Origin of the sequence: Allostigmatella hybrida (assembly GCF_020103775.1) — a bacterium.
Lineage (GTDB): Bacteria > Myxococcota > Myxococcia > Myxococcales > Myxococcaceae > Hyalangium > Hyalangium aurantiaca.
The window spans coordinates 113,303-130,970 of record NZ_JAHXBH010000004.1; the positions used below are offsets into that span (position 1 = coordinate 113,303).

Annotated in this window: 16 protein-coding genes; 13 read left to right on the forward strand and 3 right to left on the reverse strand. The window is 70.0% G+C overall.

Annotated elements, in window-relative coordinates:
- Positions 1-99 precede the first annotated feature (99 nt).
- Together KY661_RS09460 and KY661_RS09465 are read right to left on the reverse strand one after the other, a co-directional pair.
- On the reverse strand, positions 100-1,293 hold the full coding sequence (locus KY661_RS09460; RefSeq protein ID WP_225409900.1) for a hypothetical protein: 1,194 nt from the start codon (positions 1,291-1,293) through the stop codon (positions 100-102).
- Positions 1,294-1,400: 107 nt separating this feature from the next.
- Positions 1,401-2,666: a saccharopine dehydrogenase family protein gene (locus KY661_RS09465; protein WP_225409901.1), complete on the reverse strand. Its 1,266-nt coding sequence runs from the start codon at positions 2,664-2,666 to the stop codon at positions 1,401-1,403.
- Positions 2,667-2,802: 136 nt separating this feature from the next.
- Between KY661_RS09465 and KY661_RS09470 the strand changes: the two genes are divergently transcribed.
- The 7 genes from KY661_RS09470 to KY661_RS09505 all read left to right on the forward strand — a co-directional run bounded on the left by KY661_RS09470 (position 2,803) and on the right by KY661_RS09505 (position 8,668).
- Entirely contained in the window at positions 2,803-3,393 is a 591-nt protein-coding gene (locus KY661_RS09470) for an NUDIX domain-containing protein (protein WP_225409902.1), read from the forward strand.
- The gene (locus KY661_RS09475; RefSeq protein ID WP_225409903.1) at positions 3,390-4,322 is read left to right on the forward strand and encodes a LysR family transcriptional regulator; all 933 of its coding nucleotides are present in this window, start codon (positions 3,390-3,392) and stop codon (positions 4,320-4,322) included. The genes KY661_RS09470 and KY661_RS09475 overlap by 4 nt, the downstream gene beginning before the upstream one ends.
- Positions 4,323-4,454: 132 nt before the next feature.
- Positions 4,455-4,721 carry a con-10 family general stress protein gene (locus tag KY661_RS37535; RefSeq protein ID WP_317987239.1) on the forward strand — a complete coding sequence of 89 codons (267 nt, stop codon included), beginning with the start codon at positions 4,455-4,457 and terminating at the stop codon, positions 4,719-4,721.
- A 145-nt stretch (positions 4,722-4,866) separates the two neighbouring features.
- Positions 4,867-6,102 (forward strand): acetyl-CoA C-acetyltransferase, encoded by a 1,236-nt coding sequence (locus tag KY661_RS09490; RefSeq protein WP_225409904.1) that lies wholly within the window; start codon positions 4,867-4,869, stop codon positions 6,100-6,102.
- Between the two features lie 2 nt (positions 6,103-6,104).
- Entirely contained in the window at positions 6,105-6,683 is a 579-nt protein-coding gene (locus KY661_RS09495; protein WP_075004430.1) for a TetR/AcrR family transcriptional regulator, read from the forward strand.
- A gap of 57 nt (positions 6,684-6,740) precedes the next feature.
- Positions 6,741-7,769, forward strand: coding sequence for an SPFH domain-containing protein (locus KY661_RS09500; RefSeq protein ID WP_225409905.1), 1,029 nt, complete (start codon positions 6,741-6,743; stop codon positions 7,767-7,769).
- Positions 7,766-8,668, forward strand: coding sequence for an SPFH domain-containing protein (locus tag KY661_RS09505; protein WP_075004432.1), 903 nt, complete (start codon positions 7,766-7,768; stop codon positions 8,666-8,668). The genes KY661_RS09500 and KY661_RS09505 overlap by 4 nt, the downstream gene beginning before the upstream one ends.
- Here KY661_RS09505 and KY661_RS09510 read toward each other — a convergent pair whose 3' ends face one another.
- Positions 8,669-9,436, reverse strand: a complete 768-nt coding sequence (locus tag KY661_RS09510; protein WP_225409906.1) for an SDR family NAD(P)-dependent oxidoreductase — start codon at positions 9,434-9,436, stop codon at positions 8,669-8,671. It lies immediately after the preceding gene.
- 32 nt (positions 9,437-9,468) lie between these two features.
- Here KY661_RS09510 and KY661_RS09515 point away from each other — a divergent pair, with 32 nt between their 5' ends.
- The 6 genes from KY661_RS09515 (at position 9,469) to ptsP (ending at position 17,647) form a co-directional block, all read left to right on the forward strand.
- Complete coding sequence (locus KY661_RS09515; protein WP_225409907.1) at positions 9,469-11,259, forward strand: DUF885 domain-containing protein; 1,791 nt, start codon at positions 9,469-9,471, stop codon at positions 11,257-11,259.
- A gap of 150 nt (positions 11,260-11,409) precedes the next feature.
- Positions 11,410-12,285, forward strand: coding sequence for a serine/threonine-protein kinase (locus tag KY661_RS09520; protein WP_225409908.1), 876 nt, complete (start codon positions 11,410-11,412; stop codon positions 12,283-12,285).
- A gap of 16 nt (positions 12,286-12,301) precedes the next feature.
- Positions 12,302-13,375: a TauD/TfdA family dioxygenase gene (locus tag KY661_RS09525; RefSeq protein WP_225409909.1), complete on the forward strand. Its 1,074-nt coding sequence runs from the start codon at positions 12,302-12,304 to the stop codon at positions 13,373-13,375.
- A 47-nt stretch (positions 13,376-13,422) separates the two neighbouring features.
- Entirely contained in the window at positions 13,423-14,478 is a 1,056-nt protein-coding gene (dhaK, locus tag KY661_RS09530; RefSeq protein ID WP_225409910.1) for a dihydroxyacetone kinase subunit DhaK, read from the forward strand.
- Positions 14,475-15,110 carry a dihydroxyacetone kinase subunit DhaL gene (dhaL, locus tag KY661_RS09535; protein ID WP_225409911.1) on the forward strand — a complete coding sequence of 212 codons (636 nt, stop codon included), beginning with the start codon at positions 14,475-14,477 and terminating at the stop codon, positions 15,108-15,110. The genes dhaK and dhaL overlap by 4 nt, the downstream gene beginning before the upstream one ends.
- Positions 15,107-17,647 carry a phosphoenolpyruvate--protein phosphotransferase gene (gene ptsP / locus KY661_RS09540; protein ID WP_225409912.1) on the forward strand — a complete coding sequence of 847 codons (2,541 nt, stop codon included), beginning with the start codon at positions 15,107-15,109 and terminating at the stop codon, positions 17,645-17,647. Before dhaL ends, ptsP begins: the two co-directional genes overlap by 4 nt.
- The last annotated feature ends 21 nt before the right edge of the window (positions 17,648-17,668 follow it).

Here is a 17,668-nt window from a genome sequence, read left to right on the forward strand (position 1 = left end):
GGTGCGAAAAGACAGGCGAATGGAGGGGATGTGCCGGGAGGGGAGGCCGGGAGCGCCCGGCCGTCCCCTGGTGACGGGAGCCACCAGGGGCACGAGGCCTCAGACGTAGAGCTGCTCGACCGCCTGGAGCTTCAGGAGCTGGCGGGCCATGTGCTGCACCTGCTCCACTTCCATGTTCCCCATGAGCTTGCGGCCCATGGTCTTCAGGTCCGTGGAGGCGTTGAGGAGGATCTGCCGCACCTGCTTGTTGGTCAGGCGGGGGTTGAGGCGGCGCATGTGGGCCACGAGCGTGCCGAGCTGGGCCACGTTCAGCCCGGCGACCATGATCTGGGTGTCCGAGCCCTCATCGGGGTTGAGCCCCACGGCCAGCAGCAGCGGGTCCACCAGCAGCGAGCGCGAGAAGCTCTCGGGGGCGGTCATCTTCAGCCCGGCCAGCTCGGCCAGCATGGGGCCCGTGTCGTGACCGGGCACGATGGGCAGCACGTTCGCCTTGTCGTAGGCTTTGAGCACTTCCTCGTACTGGGCCCGGGTCTCCTTGCCGGGACGGCTGGCTTGGTAGTCCACGAAGGCCTGGTGGACGATGTTCATCAGCTCCTGGAGCAGGGTGGCATTGTCCGTCGCCGGGGAGAACCCCAGCGTCAGGGCCATGCGCTCGCGGCGGGCAGGGACGGAGCTGGGCTCCTTCCAGAGCTCATAGGTGATGGCGCTCTCGCTGAGCACCAGGGTCAGGTTGACGACGCCCAGGCGGCCGGGGCTCTTGATGAACTTGGTCAACCGGCCCAGGACATCCTGCATGCCGGCCTGGATGCGCTGGGCCAGGGCGGCCTGGAGCTTCGCGCGGCCCTCCAGGGCCTGGCGCGCGGCATTGGAGTGCTCCCGGTCCTCCGCGGCCTTCCTCTCGCGGGGCAGCTCGGGCGCGGCTGGAGCGGGCTGCTCGCGCGCGGGGCCCTGGGGAACCGGCTTGGAGTGGGTGGACTCGCCCTGGAGCATGTCGAACCGGCCCCGGCCTTGGCCCTGGGCCTCGCGCTTGTCCAGCGAGCCCGCGCCACCCCCGGCCTGTGCCCCGACGGAGCCGCCCGACTCCATGCCATCCTGGTTCTGAAGACCCTGGGCCCCTGCGCCCTTGCTGCTGCCCGCGGACTTGCCCGCGGCGGCGCCGCCCGTGGAGCCCTTGCCCGAGCCGGGCTTCGCGGGCTCCTTGCGGACCTCCTCCTTGGCTGCGGGTGTCCGGGCCGGCGTTCCCGTCGTTCTCGCGATGATTGCCGCCTGTGCCTGTGCTGACCGGACGCTCATGTGGGGCCTCGGAAGAGGTGCTGCGCGCGGAAGTCTACTGCAACTGGTGTTCCCACGTCTGGAGCTTCACTCCAAGTCCGTTTGGGCTCAGACTATCCGCGACGGAATCAGGCCGCTGGGGGGCGTTCGGTGACTTCGAACGTCATCCCGGCCTTTCGCAGCCGCTCGATGAGCGTGGAGCCCATGCTGGAGGCGGGGGTGAGCACACCGCCCCCGGTGGCGGGCGTGTCGAAGGCCAGGCACAGGGCGGACTGGGAGAGCATCCGGGCCGTCGCCGCGTAGCCCGGGTCGCCCTGGGAGGCCACCTTGCCCTCCAGGCGGAGCGTGCCGCCCTTCGGGGAGGTGCCCTCGCCGCGCAGCCGCACCTCGAAGAAGCCGTTCTCGCGCGCCTCGGCGGAGGGGCCCTCGCCCGGGCCCGGCAGGACGCGCTGCTCGAGCAGGCGCCGCACCGGGGTGATGCTCGCCGCCGCCATGAAGGCGCCCATTCCCGCCGTCATGCCCGCGGCGGTGAGCAGCCCCTTCACGCCGGGGGCGAAGCTGGAGGACTCCGCGTAGAAGAAGTCCCGGCCCCAGGGGTAGCCGAGCAGGGCATTGGAGCGGCGGACCACGCGCGTGTTGACGGAGGCCATCAGGAAGGGGGCCGTCCACCGGCCCAGCTCCGCGCTGTAGCGCACGCCCATCTGGTCGCGCTCCTCGCGGGTGCCCCGCCGGGGCTCCGGGTCCAGGGCGTGGGGATTGCCCATCACCCGGCGGACGGAGGGGTCCGCCGCCATCTCCTCCATCATCTGCATCATGCTCGCCAGGGTGCCCCCGCTGATGCCGCCGCGCATGCGCGTCATGTAGTAGTTCACGCGGTGGCAGTGCGTGCCGTGGCGTTCCTTCATGGCCTCCTGGAGCATCAGCACGCCCAGGTCCGAGGGGATGGAGTCGAAGCCACACGTGTGGACGATGCGCGCGCCGCTCTTCTGGGCCTCCTCGTGGTGCGCGTCGATCATCCGGCGCATCCAGTGCACCTCGCCGGTCAGGTCACAGTAGTCCGTGCCGCTTCGGGCACAGGCCGCCACCAGCTCGTTGCCATGGCGGGCGTAGGGGCCCACGGTGGAGATGACCACGCGCGTGCGCGCCACCATCGCGTCCAGCGAGGCGGCGTTCCGGGCGTCCGCGAGGACGATGGGGAGGTTGGCGCTCGAGGCATTGAGGGCGCCCAGCGACGCGCGGACCTGCTCCAGCCGGGTGCGGTCCCGGCCCGCCAGCGCCCACGTGGCGCCGTGGGTGTCCTGGGTCTTGGAGAGGTACTCGGCGACGAGGCGTCCGGTGAACCCGGTGGCGCCCCAGAGGATGATGTCGAACTCGGTTTTCTCGGATTTGGGCATGGCCAGGCCGCGATTTGCCCGGATGTGATTCTTGGGTCAATCATCATCGAATAGCTGCTATTCATTCCTGGCCATATGCGGCGCCGGGGCGCGGGGCGCATTCTCCTCGCCAGACGCATGCTCCTGGAGACACTCCATGGCTGAACCCGAGATTCGCATCCAATCCGTTCAGGTTCTCTCGGACGATTGGGCCATCCTGAAGAAGACCGTGCTCGACTACCGGCGCCGCGACGGGACGTGGCAGACCCTGGTGCGGCAGACGTATGACCGGGGCCATGGCGCGGCCGTGCTCCCGTATGACGCGGGGCGGGGCACGGTGCTGCTCATCCGCCAGTTCCGCTACCCGGCCTACGTGACAGGGCACCGGGAGCCGCTCATCGAGGTGTGTGCGGGGCTGCTCGACAAGGATGAGCCGGAGACGTGCATCTGCCGGGAGGCCGAGGAGGAGACGGGCTATCGCATCCGCAACGCGCGCCGCATCTTCGATGTCTTCATGAGCCCGGGCAGCGTGACGGAGCGTCTGGCGTTCTTCCTGGCGGATTACTCGCCCGCGGACCGGCTCAACACGGGTGGAGGGGACGCAGGCGAAGGGGAGGACATCGAGGTGCTCGAAATGCCGCTGGCGGAGGCCCTCGCGATGATTGGCCGTGGAGCCATCATCGATGGAAAGACCATCATGCTCCTGCAACACCTGGCGCTGGAGAGGCTCCAGCCGCCGTCCCGATGAGCCAGCGCCTGTCCAACTGGGATGACCTGCGCGTCTTCCTGGCAGTGGCGGAGACTGGCTCGCTCAGCGCCGCGGCCCGGCAGCTCCAGATGAGCCAGCCCACGGTGGGGCGCAGGCTCCGCGCGCTGGAGCAGGACGCGGGCGTGCGCCTCTTCGACCGGGTGTCGAACCGGATGGAATTGACCGAGGCGGGGCGGGAGGTGCAGCGCGTGGCATCGCCCATGCGCGGCACTGCGGATGCGGTGGAGCGGCGCCTCGGTGGGCTCCTGGCGGGTGAGCGCGATCCGGTCCGCATCACCGCGACGGGCTCGGTGGCCTTCTTCCTAACGCAATTCCTGCCGGAGTTGATGGCGAGGACAGGCGGCATTCCCATCGCCCTCTCGTCCACGAAGGAGCCGCTCAACCTGGCCCGCCGCGAGGCGGACGTGGCCATCCGCATGCGCCGGTTGCCCGTGGATGGCGACCTGGTCTCGCGCAAGCTCGCGACGCTGCGCTTCTCCATCTATGCGCCCACGCAAGCCCCTGCTCACCCGTCCATCATCGGGTTGCCGAAGACCGAGCGGAGGCCGTCACAGTCCGGGTTTCTCGACGACTGGGCGGCGGGGCGGCCGGTGGCCCTGCGGCTCTCGGACGTATTCTTGCGCTACCAGGCCGTGCGCTCCGGCCATGGGGTCTCGCTCTTGCCCTGCTGGCTGGGTGATGGCGATTCCGGGCTTGTCCGTCTGATTCCTCCGCCGCAGGAACTGGCGGAGGACGTCTACTGCCTCTACCACGGTGACAACCGCGCCTTCTCACCGGTGGTGAAGGTCTGCCAGGCGCTGGGAGAAGTCTTCCGGTCGCATGCGGGCCTCCTGGCGGGCGAGGGCGGTGAGCCCCGGCGCCGGAAGCGCCGGGAGGGGCGCGCCCATGCCATCCGACGGGAGAGGTAGGTAGGACAACGGGCGACCTCATGGATTGTAAGACTTTGTCCTCGAGGACAGGTGCTGCCCAGGTTTCGAGAGCCCATCGTGGAGTTGCCAGCCGGTACGCGGCTGGCGAAAACCCCAAAGAGGAGAACGCACATGGCTCAGAATCAGGGTGGTTCGAATCGTGGTTTTGCCGCGATGGACGAAGAGCGGCAGCGTGAGATCGCTTCCAAGGGCGGGGAGAGCGTGCCCGCGGAGAAGCGCAGCTTCTCGCAGGACCCGGAGCTTGCCCGCGAGGCGGGCCGCAAGGGCGGGGAGAGCGTGCCCGCGGAGAAGCGCAGCTTCTCGCAGGACCCGGAGCTTGCCCGTGAGGCGGGCCGCAAGGGCGGGGAGAACAGCGGTGGCGGCCAGTCGCAGGAGTAGTTCCTCCAGGGCTTTCCACGCGAAGCGTCTCTAGAGGAGGGGCAGCCGGGGGAGCGGCGGTGACGGTGCGCTTCCCCGGTGCCCGCTTGGCTTGACTCCAGTGATTCCGGCCGACATATTATGGCCGTAATCAAAGGAGCCGTGCATGCCAAGCAGCTACGTCATCGACGCCGTGCGCACCCCGCGAGGCCGCGGCAAGGCGGGCAAGGGAGCGCTGTCCGGGATTCACCCCCAGGCGCTTTTCGCGCAGGTGTTGACCGCCCTTCAGGTGCGGGACCGCTTCGACGCACGGAATGTGGATGACGTGATGGTGGGCATCGTGTCGCAGGTGGGCGAGCAGGGCGCCAACCTCGCCCGGAACGCCGTGCTGGCCGCGGGCTGGCCCCAGGAAGTGTCCGCCGTCTCCCTCAACCGCTTCTGCGGCTCGGGCCTGCAGGCGATTCACTTTGGCGCCATGGGGGTGGGCTCGGGGACGATGGATCTCGCCGTCGCCGGGGGCGTCGAGAGCATGTCGCGCGTGCCCATGGGCGCGGATGGCGGAGGCCAGGATGGGGACAACAAGCACCTCCGGGAGCGCCTCTTCCAGGTTCCCCAGGGCATCAGCGCCGACCTCATCGCCACGCTCGAGGGCTTCTCGCGCGAGGAGCTGGACGCCGTGGCGCTCCGCTCCCAGCAGAACGCCGCCCGGGCCATCGAAGAGGGCCGCTTCTCCCAGTCGCTCTTCGCCGTGAAGGACCCGTTCACCGGGGCCGTGATGCTCGAGCGCGATGAGTTCCCCCGGCCCGATACCACCGCCGCGGGCCTGGCCGCCCTGAAGCCCGCGTTCGCCGCCCTGGGCGAGACGGCGGTGGGGCCCAAGGGGGAGACGCTGGACCAGCTCGCGCTCGCCGTGTACCCACGTGCCAAGACCCTTCACCACCTGCACACCGCTGGCAATTCGAGCGGCATCGTCGATGGGGCCGCCGCCGTGGTGCTCGCCTCCGAGCGGTACGTCCGCGAGAAGGGCATCCGGCCGCGGGCCCGCATCCGGGCGATGACCACCCTGGGCACCGAGCCCGTCCTGATGCTCACCGCCCCGGCGCCCGTGAGCCAGAAGGCCCTGCGCATCGCGGGCATGCAGGCGGCGGACATCGACCTGTGGGAAATCAACGAGGCCTTCTCCGGCGTGGTGCTGCAGACCATTCGCGCGCTGAACATCGATCCGGACCGGGTGAACGTGAATGGTGGCTCCATCGCCCTGGGGCATCCGCTGGGCGCCACGGGGGCCATGCTGTTCGGGACGGCGCTCGATGAGCTGGAGCGCACCGGCAAGCAGACCGCGCTCATCACCATGTGCATCGGGGGCGGCCAGGGCATCGCCACCATTCTGGAACGGCTCTGAGCATGAACCAGAAGACGGAGCAGAAGCTGAAGTCCCGGGAGGCCATTCTTGCCTCCGCCGCGGCGCTCCTGCGCGAGCGTGGCATCCGGGCCAGCTCGGTGAGCGACGTCATGAAGGGCGCGGGCCTCACGGTGGGCGGCTTCTACAACCACTTCGACTCGAAGGAGGACCTCTTCGCCGCCACCATTCGCAGCTCGGCGAGCATCATGTGGAACAAGCTGCTCGCGACCGCCAAGGGCGAGTCGCCCCGGGAGCGGGTGATGAGCGTGCTGGGCCGCTACCTCTCGCGCACCCACCGGGACAACGCGGAGCCAGGATGTCTGCTGCCCAACACCGTGCCCGAGGCTTCCCGGGAAGGGGAGCCGTACCTGAGCGCCCTGGAAGCCGAGCTGGCCGGGTTCGTGAAGTCGTTGAGCGAGCTGCTCAGCGAGGGGAGCGGGCGCAGGGAGAAAGCGGTCGGACTGATTGCGCTGATGTACGGCGCGCTCTCGCTGGCCCGGGCCGTCCGGGGCACGCCGCTCAGTGACGAGTTCTTGCAGGCGGCGAAGAGGCTCGCCGAGAGATCGCTCGCCGAGGATTGAGCTTCGGGGTGGAACGTCTAAGGTCTCCCATTCCTGGCAACGTTCGAGGAGTGGGTGATGGGAATCTTTCAAGCCTTGGGGCTGGAGCTCGCGGGTCTGGGCGCCGGTCTTTTCGCAGGCGCATTGGCCTGGTTCGCGGTGCGGTGTGTCCTCACCGGTTTCTTCAGCGTGGACCAGAGCGAGCGGGCGGTGAAGGTCCGGTTCGGCCGCGCCGTGCGTCTGGCCGGTGAGCCCACGACGAAGACCGGGCCCGTCAGCGAGGGGCTGGCCCGCGCGGACGAGGACCGCTACGTCTACCCGCGGGTGGAAGTGATTCCGCCCGGGGGCCCGTACTTCAAGTGGCCCTGGGAACGGGTGGTCAAGGTCTCGGTGGCCACCCAGACGCTCAACATGGCCTATGATCCCGAGTCCTCCGATGCCAACGAGGGCGGCACGGTGCTGGAGGCGGTGACGAAGGACCAGCTCAACACCGGGCTCACCGGGCAGATCCGTTACCGCGTCTCGGAGCAGAACCTCTACGCCTACCTGTTCGCCGTGAAGAACCCCATCGCGCACGTGATGGGCTACTTCATCTCCATCCTGCGCGAGCGCATCGCCAGCTTCGAGGCCCCGCCCCCGGTGGCCGAGGAGGGCACGGTGCAGGCGGTCGAGGCGATGGCCGTGTCCGGCGTCTCCATCAATGACTTGCGCAAGAACATGCGCGACCTCAACGAGCACATGCTCCGGGAGAGCCGGGGCAGTCTGTCGCGCTATGGCATCGTGCTGGATGCCTCGCTCATCACCGGCATTGATCCGCCCCCTGAGGTGGACTCCGCGCTCGCGGCCATCAACACCGCGCACAACCATGTCTCCTCCGACATCAGCCTGGCGCAGGCCGCGGCGGACCAGAAGATCGTCCAATCGCACCGGGCGGTGGAGCTGGAGACCCTGAAGGCCCAGGCGGAGGTGGAGCCGCTGGTGGCCATGTCCGCCCAGCTCTCCCTGCTCAAGCAGAGCGGCCCCGGAGCCCTGGAGGCCTACCTGCGCAACATCCGCCTTGGCCTCTTCTCCAAGGCCAGCCAGGTGGTGATGGGGGTGAAGCCATGAGCGGCTTCGTCGTGGGCGCGGTCCTGGGGTTCCTGGTGATGCTGATGGGCGTCCCCATGCTGCTGGGGGTCTGCCGGATGCTGGGGCTCTACGCGATCGTGGAGGAGCGCACCTGCCGGGTCTATGTGCTGCTGGGCCAGGTGGTGGCGGTGCTGGATGAGCCCGGCCTGCACTTCCTGTTGCCCCGGCTCGGGTGGAAGGCGCTGCTGGTGAACTGGTTTGGGCGCTGCCAGGTGATTGATCTGCGCACGGACCAGCAGTACCTGCGCAGCCAGCCGGTGAACTCCGAGGAGGGCGCGCCCATGGGGATCGGCATCTGGTACGAGATGTCCATCTCGGATCCCCTCAAGTACCTGTTCGAGAACGCGGACCCCCGGGGGTCGCTGGCCTCCAACGTGAGCAACGCCACGGTGCGCTGCCTGTCCAACATGAAGCTCGCCCGGATGATGGAGAACCGGCACGAGATGAGCCGCACGGTGCGCGCCGAGGTCTCCCCCATGTCGCATGCCTATGGCTACCAGCTGGGCTCGGTCTACATCCGCAAGGTGCACTTCCGCGACCAGGGGATGATCCACCAGATCGAAGAGAAGGTCGTGAACCGGCTGCGGCAGGTGACGTCGGCCATCCGCCAGGATGGTGCCAACCAGGTGAGCATCCTTACCAGCTCCGCCGACCGCCGGGCGGCCATCGAGTTCGCCAAGGCGGCGGCCCTGCGCCCGCGCATCGTGGGCGAGGCCCTGCAGCGCATCTCCCACGATCCGGAGGTCGCCTCGGCGATGTTCGAGATCCTGGAGCTGCAGCGGCTCCAGGAGGGCTCCGCGAAGCTGATCCTCATTCCGGAGAACCAGAAGGAAGGGCTGCTCGCGCAGATGCTGGTGGCGTCCCCCGTGGGGCGCTGATCAGAAGGCGCGGCCCTGGCCTCCGTCCACGGGCAGGGTGGCCCCGGTCACCCAGCGCGCGCGCTCCGAGCACAGGAAGGTGACGACGTCCGCCACCTCCTCGGGCGTTCCGAAGCGGCCCCAGGGCATCTCCTCCCGGAGCAGCTTCTCCACCTTCTCGGGCTGGGCCTTCTGGCGCCGGTCCCAGCTTCCGCCCGGAAAGAGGATGGAGCCCGGGGCCACGCCGTTCACGCGGATGCGGTAGCGCGCCAGGTCGATGGCCATCTCCTTGGTCAGGGCGGTGAGTCCCGCCTTGGCGGCGGTGTAGGGCGCGCTGGTGGCGTACTCCCGGCCGTAGATGGAGTTGATGTGCACGATGCAGCCGCCCCGCTCGCGCATGGTCTCCACGGCGCGCTGGCTGCACCACACGGCGGCCAGGAGGTTGCGGTCCAGCACGTCCGTCCACTGGGCCGCGGTGGCGTGCTCGAAGGAGCCCGCGCCGCCGCTGCCCCCCACGTTGTTGACGAGGATGTCCACGGTGCCGAACGCGTGGACCGTGGCATCCACCGCGGCCCGGGCCCCCTCGGGCGTGGCCACGTCCCCCACGGCGGTGGTGACCTGGGCGCCTTCCGCCCGGAGCTCCGCGGCCGTCTGTTCCAGGGGCTCCGCGTTCCGGGCGCTCAGGCACAGCCGTGCCCCCTCCCGTGCCAGCGCGAACGCGATGGCGCGCCCGATGCCTCGGCTGCTGCCGGTGACGAGTGCCGCCTTGCCCGTGAGTTCCAGGTTCATGCCGGGGGTTTTACCTGAAAGACTCGGCGCCCATGAACGCCCGGCTTACGTTGGTGGTGGTGGGGTGGCTGGCTTCGGCCTGTACCCCTTCTTCCGCAGTCCGTCCGTCCTCCGCTGAGGCCTCGACCCCCGAGGATGCGCGCTTCATCGCCCTCCTGGCGGAGGACTGGGAGAAGAACCTGCGTGAGTACCCTACGCTCGCCACGTTCGTGGGAGATCCCCGTTACAACGACCGGCTGACGGACGAGTCCTTCGAGGCCATCGCCCGCCGCAAGCAGGCGCAGCGGGAGCTGCTCGAGCGGGTGAAGGGAATTGACCGCTCGCGCCTGTCGCCCGCACAGCGCCTCAACTACGAGCTCTTCCGCCAGGATGTGGAGAGCGGCCTCGAAGGCCAACGCTTTCCCGAGGAGTACCTGCAGATCAGCCAGCTCGGCGGCGTCCACAACCAGATGGCGGAGCTGGCGCAGGGCACGCCCAAGCGCACGGTGAAGGACTTCCAGGACTTCGTGAAGCGCCTGCGCGCGGTGCCGGTGATGGTGGATCAGTCCCTCGCGCTGATGCGCAAGGGGCTGGAGACCGGGGTGACGCCCCCGAAGGTGACGCTGCGCGATGTGGCGGGCCTCATCCGCAACCAGATCGTCGAGGCCCCCGAGCAGAGCCCCATCTACCGGGCCCTCTTCGAGGGCTTTCCGCCGTCCTTGAAGGCGGAGGAGGCCTCGCTGCGCGCCGAGGTGGCCACGGCCCTGCGCGAGGCGGTGGTGCCCGCCTACCGGAAGCTGCTCGTCTTCTTCGAGACCGAGTACGCCCCGCGGGCGCGGGAGTCGATCGCCATGTCCGCGCTGCCGGACGGGGCCGCCTGGTACGCCTACCGGGTCAAGGAGCTGACCACCACGGACCTGACGCCCGAGGCGATTCACCAGCTGGGCCTGGCCGAGGTGAGGCGCATCCGCGCGGAGATGGAGAAGGTGAAGGCCGAGGCGGGCTTCCAGGGCTCCCTGGCGCAGTTCTCCCAGTTCCTGCTCAAGGACCCGCGCTTCTCCTTCCGCTCGAAGGAGGAGCTGTTGATGACGTACCGGGACCTAACCAAGCGCCTGGATCCCGAGCTGCCCAAGCTGTTCCGCGTCCTCCCGCGCCTGCCCTACGGTGTGCTGCCCATCCCCGGGTACTCGGAGAAGACGATGTCCGCCGGCTACTACATGCCGGGCTCGCTGGAGGCGGGCCGCGCCGGGTACTTCTTCGTCAACACCTATGACTTGCCCTCCCGGTCCACGTGGATGGTGGACGCGCTGGTGCTGCACGAGACCGTGCCGGGGCACCACTTCCAGATTGCCCTCGCGCAGGAGCAGGGCGGGGTGCCCGCGTTCCGCCGCCACGGCTACTACGGGGCGTTCATCGAGGGCTGGGGCCTCTATGCCGAGTCGCTCGGTGCCGAGCTGGGCGCCTACCGGGACCCCTATGCGAAGTTTGGCCGGCTGGCCTCGGAGATGCTGCGCTCCATCCGGCTGGTGGTGGACACGGGGCTTCACTCCCAGGGCTGGAGCCGCGAGCAGGCCCTCGCGTTCTTCCGGGAGCACTCCGGCGAGCCCGAGCACGATCTCACCGTCGAGGTGGACCGCTACATCGTCAATCCCGGCCAGGCCCTTTGCTACAAGCTGGGCGAGCTGAAGATCCAGGAGCTGCGTGCCTTCGCCACCCGCGAGCTGGGCGCCCGCTTCGATGTGCGCGCCTTCCACGAGGTGGTGCTGCGCGCGGGCGCGCTGCCCTTGCCCGTGCTGGAGCAGCAGGTGAAGGCGTGGGTGACCCAGGCGCCTCTCGCACCCTGAAATTCCGGTAAATTCACTTTTCTGTTGTCCTTTACGCGTCCAGAGGGCATAGAAAAATACAATATGAACGCAACCGCTCGAACTGGCACGCATGCTTCAGCTGGGTGGACGCCGTGGGGCCTGCAAGGAAACTCCAGTGGTTCTCAGGACTTGCCCACGTTGAATGTGGGGGGCCCGTCCGAGAGCCGTCCGCTGGAGAAGGGGCTCTTCGCCGAGCGGTACGCGTTGCGGCGGGTGATTGGCCGGGGCGGGATGGGGACGGTGTACCAGGCGTGGGATGAGCTGTGCGGCCAGTCCGTGGCGCTGAAGGTGCTGGAGGCCACGGGCCCGCTGAGCCCCGTGGCGCAGGAGCGCTTCCGCCGGGAGGCGAAGCTGGCGCGGCGCATCTGCCATCTCAACGTGGCCCGCGTGTTCGAGCTGGGCAGCCACGAGGGGCGCTCCTTCCTGACGATGGAGTTCGTGGAGGGGGAGGACCTGAGGACCCTGCTGGCACGCGAGGGTGTGCTCTCCCCGGTGCGCGCGGCGCGGCTGGCGGTGGAGGTGTGCTCCGGGCTGGGGGCCGCGCACCAGGCGTCGGTGGCCCACCGGGACCTGAAGCCGGCCAACGTGCTGGTGGAGCGCGGCGGCCGGGTGGTGCTGACGGACTTCGGCATCGCGCGCGCGCTGGAGGACTCGAACGAGGAGGGGCTCACGCGCATTCACGGCGTGGTGGGCACCCCGCAGTACATGGCGCCCGAGCAGCTCACCGAGGGCAAGGTGGATGCGCGCACGGACCTCTACGCGGTGGGGCTGCTGCTCTTCGAGATGCTGGTGGGGCAGCCCGCGTTCGCCCAGGCGACGTCCCTCAAGGCCGCCTTCGAGCGCCTGTCGGCCCCGCCTCCGGACCCGCGCAATCACCGCGACGTGCCCCCGGAGCTCGCGCGCGTGGTGCGCCAGTGCCTGTCCGTGTCGCCCTCGGGGCGGCCCTCGGACGCCCGCGAGGTGGCCCGGGCGCTGGAGACGTGGTTGACGGGAGGCAGCGCCTGAGTCTCTGCTCGGGGCCATGCCCATCACCCGCGTTGAGCCGCATGAGGCGTTCCTGCGCGTCCACTTCGCTCCGGGCGAGAGCCCCCGCCACGCCGACTTCCACTGGTTCTGGCTGAGGCACAACTCCGAGCTCGACCGGCACCCGCTCACCCAGGAGCGCATCGTCTGTTCGTCCGAGCTGCCGCTCGACCCCGAGCCGTGCAGCGTGCGCATCGCCGAGGGGGCGGATGCGCTCGACATCGACTGGGGGGGCCGCTCCGACGGCAAGGTGAGCCGCTACGCCACCGAGTGGCTCCGGGCGCATGCCTATGCGGCCGACCAGGAGGCGCCCGCGGCGCCTCCGTCCAACAGCGAGGCGGTGACGGTGGACTTCGCGCGCCTGAAGGAGCCGCTCGGGCCCACGATTCTGCGCGCCCTGGAGCAGCAAGGGCTGCTCATCGTCCGGGGCTATGGGACGGACACCGAGGCCCTCATCGAGACGATTGGCCAGCAGGGCCTGTCCGTCATCGAGACCCACTTCGGCCGCATCGAGGACCTGCGCACCGACAACACGACGAACCGCAACACGGACCAGCTCGGCTACACCGACAGCGCCGTCCAGCTCCACACCGACCAGCCCTTCCTGGAGCGCCCTCCGCGCTATCAGCTGCTGCACTCGCAGCGGCCCGCGGAGACGGGCGGGGCCAACGCGGTGGTGGATGCGCTCGCCGCGGCCCGGTACCTGGCCGCGCTGGACCGGCCGGCGTTCGACTTGCTGCGCACGGTGCCGGTGACGTTCCACCGCAAGCAGAAGTCCTTCGAGCGGGTGCTCGTCTCGCCCATCCTCGACTTCGACGCGCCGGGGGGCTTCCGGGTCCGCTACAGCTACTTCACGCTGGCGCCGCACCGGCGGCCCTTCGCGGAGATGGAGGCGTGGTACCGGGCCTACAACCGCTTCGCCAAGCTGGTGCGCGACGAGCGCCACCAGTACCGGTTCCTCCTCCAGTCCGGCGACTTCCTCATCTATGACAACTGGCGGATGCTCCATGCGCGCACGTCCTTCACCGGCGCGCGCTGGGTGAGGGGCGTCTACTTCGACAAGGGGGGCTGAGCGGGCGCGGCAAGCTGGTGCTGACCGTCAGCCGCCCGTAAGGCGGTGTGGACTCCGCCGGGAATTCAGCGGAACATTCCCGGCCGAGCCGGGGGTGTCCTCTGAAAAAGCTGATCAACCAGCCGCAGAACGTGGTGGCCGAGGCGCTGCGGGGCATGGCCGCCGCGCACGCGGACCTGTTGAGGGTGAACGCCGAGCCGCCGTATCTCGTGCGCCGGGACGCGCCGGTGCAGGGCAAGGTGGGGATCGTCTCCGGCGGTGGCTCCGGGCATGAGCCCCTGCACGGCGGCTTCGTGGGGGCGGGCATGTTGGATGCGGCCTGTCCCGGGCCGGTGTTCACCTCGCCCACGCCGGACCAGATGCTCGCGGCCAGCCATGCGGTCAACGGCGGCGCGGGCGTGCTGCACCTCATCAAGAACTACACCGGGGACTGCCTGAACTTCGAGATGGCCGCCGAGCTGGTCCGCGCGGAGGGCATCGAGGTGGAGCAGGTCCTCATCAACGACGATGTGGCGGTGCAGGACAGCCTCTACACCGCCGGGCGGCGCGGCGTGGGGGCCACGGTGCTGGTGGAGAAGATCGCCGGGGCCGCGGCCGAGCAGCGGCGGCCCTTGAAGGCGGTGGCCGAGGTGGCGCGCACGGTGAATGCCCGGAGCCGCAGCATGGGCATGGCGCTCACCTCGTGCACGGTGCCCCAGGCGGGCAAGCCCACCTTCGAACTCGGCGAGGACGAGATGGAGATCGGCATCGGCATTCACGGCGAGCCGGGCCGCCGCCGGATGAAGCATGCGTCCGCCGCCGAGGTGGCCGTGATGCTGGTGGAGCCCATCCTGGGGGACCTGCCCTTCCGGTCCGGGGATGAGGTGCTGGCCTTCGTGAACGGCATGGGCGGCACGCCCCTGCTCGAGCTGTACATCATGTTCGCCGAGGTGGCCCGCATCCTGGAGGGCAAGGGCATCCGCATCGCCCGCAGCCTCGTGGGCCCGTATGTCACCTCGCTGGAGATGGCGGGGTGCTCCGTCACCTTGCTGAAGCTGGATGGGGAGTTGCTCCAGCTCTGGGATGCGCCGGTGAAGACGCCCGCGCTGCGCTGGGGGGCATGACGATGGCGGTGACCCGCGAGGCGGCAGAGCAGTGGATCCGGGCGTACGCGGCCGCCATCGCCGAGCATGAGCAGGCCCTCACGCAGCTCGACATGGCCATTGGCGATGGGGACCACGGGACGAACATGCACCGGGGGTTCCAGGCGGTGGTGTCCCGCCTGCCCACCGTGGCCGAAGGGGACCTGGCCGCCCTGTTCAAGCTGGTGGGCATGACGCTGCTGTCCACCGTGGGGGGGACCAGCGGTCCGCTCTACGGAACGCTGTTCCTGCAGATGGCCATGAGGGCCCAGGGCAAGCGCGAGCTGGCGCCTGAAGATCTGGAGGCCGCGTTCCGGGCAGGCCTGGAGGGCATCATCGCCCGGGGGAAGGCGGCCCCGGGAGACAAGACGATGATCGACGCGCTGAAGCCCGCCCAGGATGCGCTCCGGCTGGCGCTGAATCAGCAGGCGTCTCTGCCGGAGGCCCTGCGCCGGGCCGAGGAGGCCGCCCGGAAAGGCCGGGATGCCACCACGGCGATGGAGGCGCGCAAGGGACGCGCCAGCTACCTGGGACCGCGGAGCGTGGGCCATCCGGATCCCGGTGCCACCTCGGCCCACCTGTTGATGGAATGTGCCGCAAGGACGTGGGTGTGACGGATCGCAGCGACAGTTCGCCCCTGGTGGGATTGGTCATTGTCTCGCACAGCCGGCAGCTCGCCGAAGGCGTCGCGGAGCTCGCGCGCGAGATGGCAGGGCCCAGTGTCCGGATCGCCACCGCCGGGGGGACGGACGCCCCGGGTGCCCCCCTGGGGACCGATGCCCTCCGGGTGATGAACGCCATCGAGAGCATCTACTCGGAGGCGGGCGTGCTGGTGTTGATGGACCTCGGCAGCGCCGTGATGAACGCGGAGCTGGCGGTGGATCTGTTGCCTCCGGACCACCGGGAGCGCGTGCTGCTGTGCAGCGCGCCGCTGGTGGAGGGGGCGGTGGTGGCGGCGGTCCAGGCGCGTCTGGGCAACCCGCTGGGACGGGTGGCCGAGGAGGCCGGCATGGCCCTGCTGGCGAAGCAGGGGCAGGTGGGCGGCCCGGCGGTGTCCGAGGCCCTTGCCTCCCCCCGGCCGCTGGGGGAGCCCGAGGTGACCCTGCGCATGGCCGTGCTCAACCCCCTGGGGTTGCACGCGCGGCCGGCCGCGCGCCTGGTGCAGGCGGTGGCGTCCTTCTCGGCGGCCATCCAGCTGCGCAACCTCACCACCCAGAGCAAGGAGGTGGATGCCCGGAGCATCAGCGCGGTGATGACGCTGGGCGTGCAGCAGGGCCATGAAGTCGAGTTCATCGCCAGCGGAGTGGATGGGGCGCATGCGCTGGAGGCGCTGCGTCTGCTGGTGGAGACCCACTTCGGCGATGCCTCCGCCTCGCGGGTCTCCGCCGCGCCCGCGGTGGGCCCGCTGCTGGCGTCCGAGGCGTCCGTCACCACCTGGCTGCCCGGGGTGCTCATCTCCCCGGGCATTGCCGTGGGCCCCGCCGTCGTGCTCCAGCCGGAGGTGGACGGGGGGGACGGGGGCGCCATGGGCTCGCCTTCCCAGGAGTGGGAGCGGTTGCAAAAGGCCATCCAGTTCGTGCGCGACGAGCTGATGGCGACGCGCGCCGCCCTGGCCCTGCGCGCGGACCACCAGACGGTGGAGATCTTCGATGCCCACCTGCTGGTGCTCGAGGACTCCGAGCTGCTCCAGTGGCTTCACGAGCGCATCCTCCGGGGGGCCGAGGGGGCCGTCTCGGCGTGGAAGGCGGCCGTGGAGGGGGTGGCGCTGCGCTACGAGACCCTGCCGGATGAGTACCTGCGCTCCCGCATCGCGGACATCCGGGACGTGGGCCGCCAGGTCTTCGCGGCCCTGACGGGAGTCTCCCGGGCCGCCCCGGCCGAGCCCCCCGCCGGCATTCTGGCCGCGCTGGACTTCGTGCCCTCGGAGATCGCCCGCCTGGATGTCCACCGGGTCCAGGGGCTGTGCGCGGCGCGGGGCACGGCCAACAGCCATGCCGCCATCCTGGCCCGCTCGCTCGGGATTCCCGCCGTGTTTGGCGTGGGCGAGAGGCTGCTGCAGGTCCGTGACGGCGACACCCTGCTCGTGGATGCCACGGCGGCGCGCGTGTGTATCCGGCCCGATGCGGCCCTGCTGGCGGAGTACGAGGACCGGGCGCGCGTGGAGCAGAAGTCCCGGAGGCTGGCCCATCAGCTTCGCGCCCAGGCGGCGCTGACGCGGGATGGCCACCGCGTGGAGGTGGCCGCCAACATTGGCCGGGTGGCCGAAGTCGAGGCTGCCGTCGAGGCCGGGGCGGAAGGGGTGGGCTTGTTCCGCACCGAGTTTCTCTTCCTCCAGCGCACCTCCGCCCCGGACGAGGACGAGCAGTACGAGGCGTACCGCGAGGCGGCGCGGGCGCTCGATGGGCGTCCGTTGATCATCCGCACGCTCGACATCGGCGGGGATAAGCCGCTGCCCTACCTCGGCGTGGGGCCGGAGGCGAACCCCTTCCTCGGGGTGCGTGGCCTGCGCTTCTGCCTGTCGAACCGGGAGCTGTTCTCCTCCCAGCTCCGGGCCATTGCCCGGGCCGCGGTGGATGCCCCCATCCGGGTGATGTTTCCCATGGTGGCCACGCGCGAGGAGTGGCGCGAGGCCCGGGCGCTCTGGGAGGAGGCCGCCCGGCCGTTCCCCTCGGCCCGGCACGTGGAGGTGGGCCTGATGATCGAAGTCCCCTCCGCGGTGCTCCTCGTGCGGCACCTGGCGGCCGAGGCTCACTTCTTTTCGTTGGGGACCAACGATTTGACGCAGTACCTCTTCGCCGCCGAGCGGGGCAATGAGCAGCTGGCGCACCTGTCCGACGCGCTCCACCCGGCCCTGTTGCAGATGGTGGCGCGGGTGACCGAGGAGGCGCACGCGCGAGGCCGGTGGGTGGGCATCTGCGGAGAGCTGGCCGGCGAGGCGCTGGCGGTGCCGCTGCTCGTGGGGCTGGGGGTGAATGAGCTGAGCATGAGCGTGCCGTCCATCGCCGGCGTGAAGCAGGCCCTGCGCGCCTGCCACGTGGGCGAGTGCCGGGCGCTGGTGCGGCAGGCACTCGCCTGCGGGAGCGCCGCGGAGGTCAGGCGTTTGTTGGCGGGCGAGGCGTTCGAGGGGATAATGCCGGGGGCGCGCCCGTAGCGAGCGCGCGGACGCTGAGCG

Excerpts from the sequence above, each read along its gene's own strand:
- KY661_RS09490 (WP_225409904.1), top strand. The coding sequence starts at position 4,867 with ATGCCAAGCAGCTACGTCATCGACGCCGTGCGCACCCCGCGAGGCCGC.
- KY661_RS09460 (WP_225409900.1), bottom strand. The coding sequence starts at position 1,293 with ATGAGCGTCCGGTCAGCACAGGCACAGGCGGCAATCATCGCGAGAACG.
- KY661_RS09515 (WP_225409907.1), top strand. The coding sequence starts at position 9,469 with ATGAACGCCCGGCTTACGTTGGTGGTGGTGGGGTGGCTGGCTTCGGCC.
- KY661_RS09525 (WP_225409909.1), top strand. The coding sequence starts at position 12,302 with ATGCCCATCACCCGCGTTGAGCCGCATGAGGCGTTCCTGCGCGTCCAC.
- dhaL (WP_225409911.1), top strand. The coding sequence starts at position 14,475 with ATGACGATGGCGGTGACCCGCGAGGCGGCAGAGCAGTGGATCCGGGCG.
- KY661_RS37535 (WP_317987239.1), top strand. The coding sequence starts at position 4,455 with ATGGCTCAGAATCAGGGTGGTTCGAATCGTGGTTTTGCCGCGATGGAC.
- KY661_RS09475 (WP_225409903.1), top strand. The coding sequence starts at position 3,390 with ATGAGCCAGCGCCTGTCCAACTGGGATGACCTGCGCGTCTTCCTGGCA.
- KY661_RS09500 (WP_225409905.1), top strand. The coding sequence starts at position 6,741 with ATGGGAATCTTTCAAGCCTTGGGGCTGGAGCTCGCGGGTCTGGGCGCC.
- KY661_RS09470 (WP_225409902.1), top strand. The coding sequence starts at position 2,803 with ATGGCTGAACCCGAGATTCGCATCCAATCCGTTCAGGTTCTCTCGGAC.
- KY661_RS09465 (WP_225409901.1), bottom strand. The coding sequence starts at position 2,666 with ATGCCCAAATCCGAGAAAACCGAGTTCGACATCATCCTCTGGGGCGCC.
- KY661_RS09495 (WP_075004430.1), top strand. The coding sequence starts at position 6,105 with ATGAACCAGAAGACGGAGCAGAAGCTGAAGTCCCGGGAGGCCATTCTT.
- KY661_RS09505 (WP_075004432.1), top strand. The coding sequence starts at position 7,766 with ATGAGCGGCTTCGTCGTGGGCGCGGTCCTGGGGTTCCTGGTGATGCTG.
- KY661_RS09510 (WP_225409906.1), bottom strand. The coding sequence starts at position 9,436 with ATGAACCTGGAACTCACGGGCAAGGCGGCACTCGTCACCGGCAGCAGC.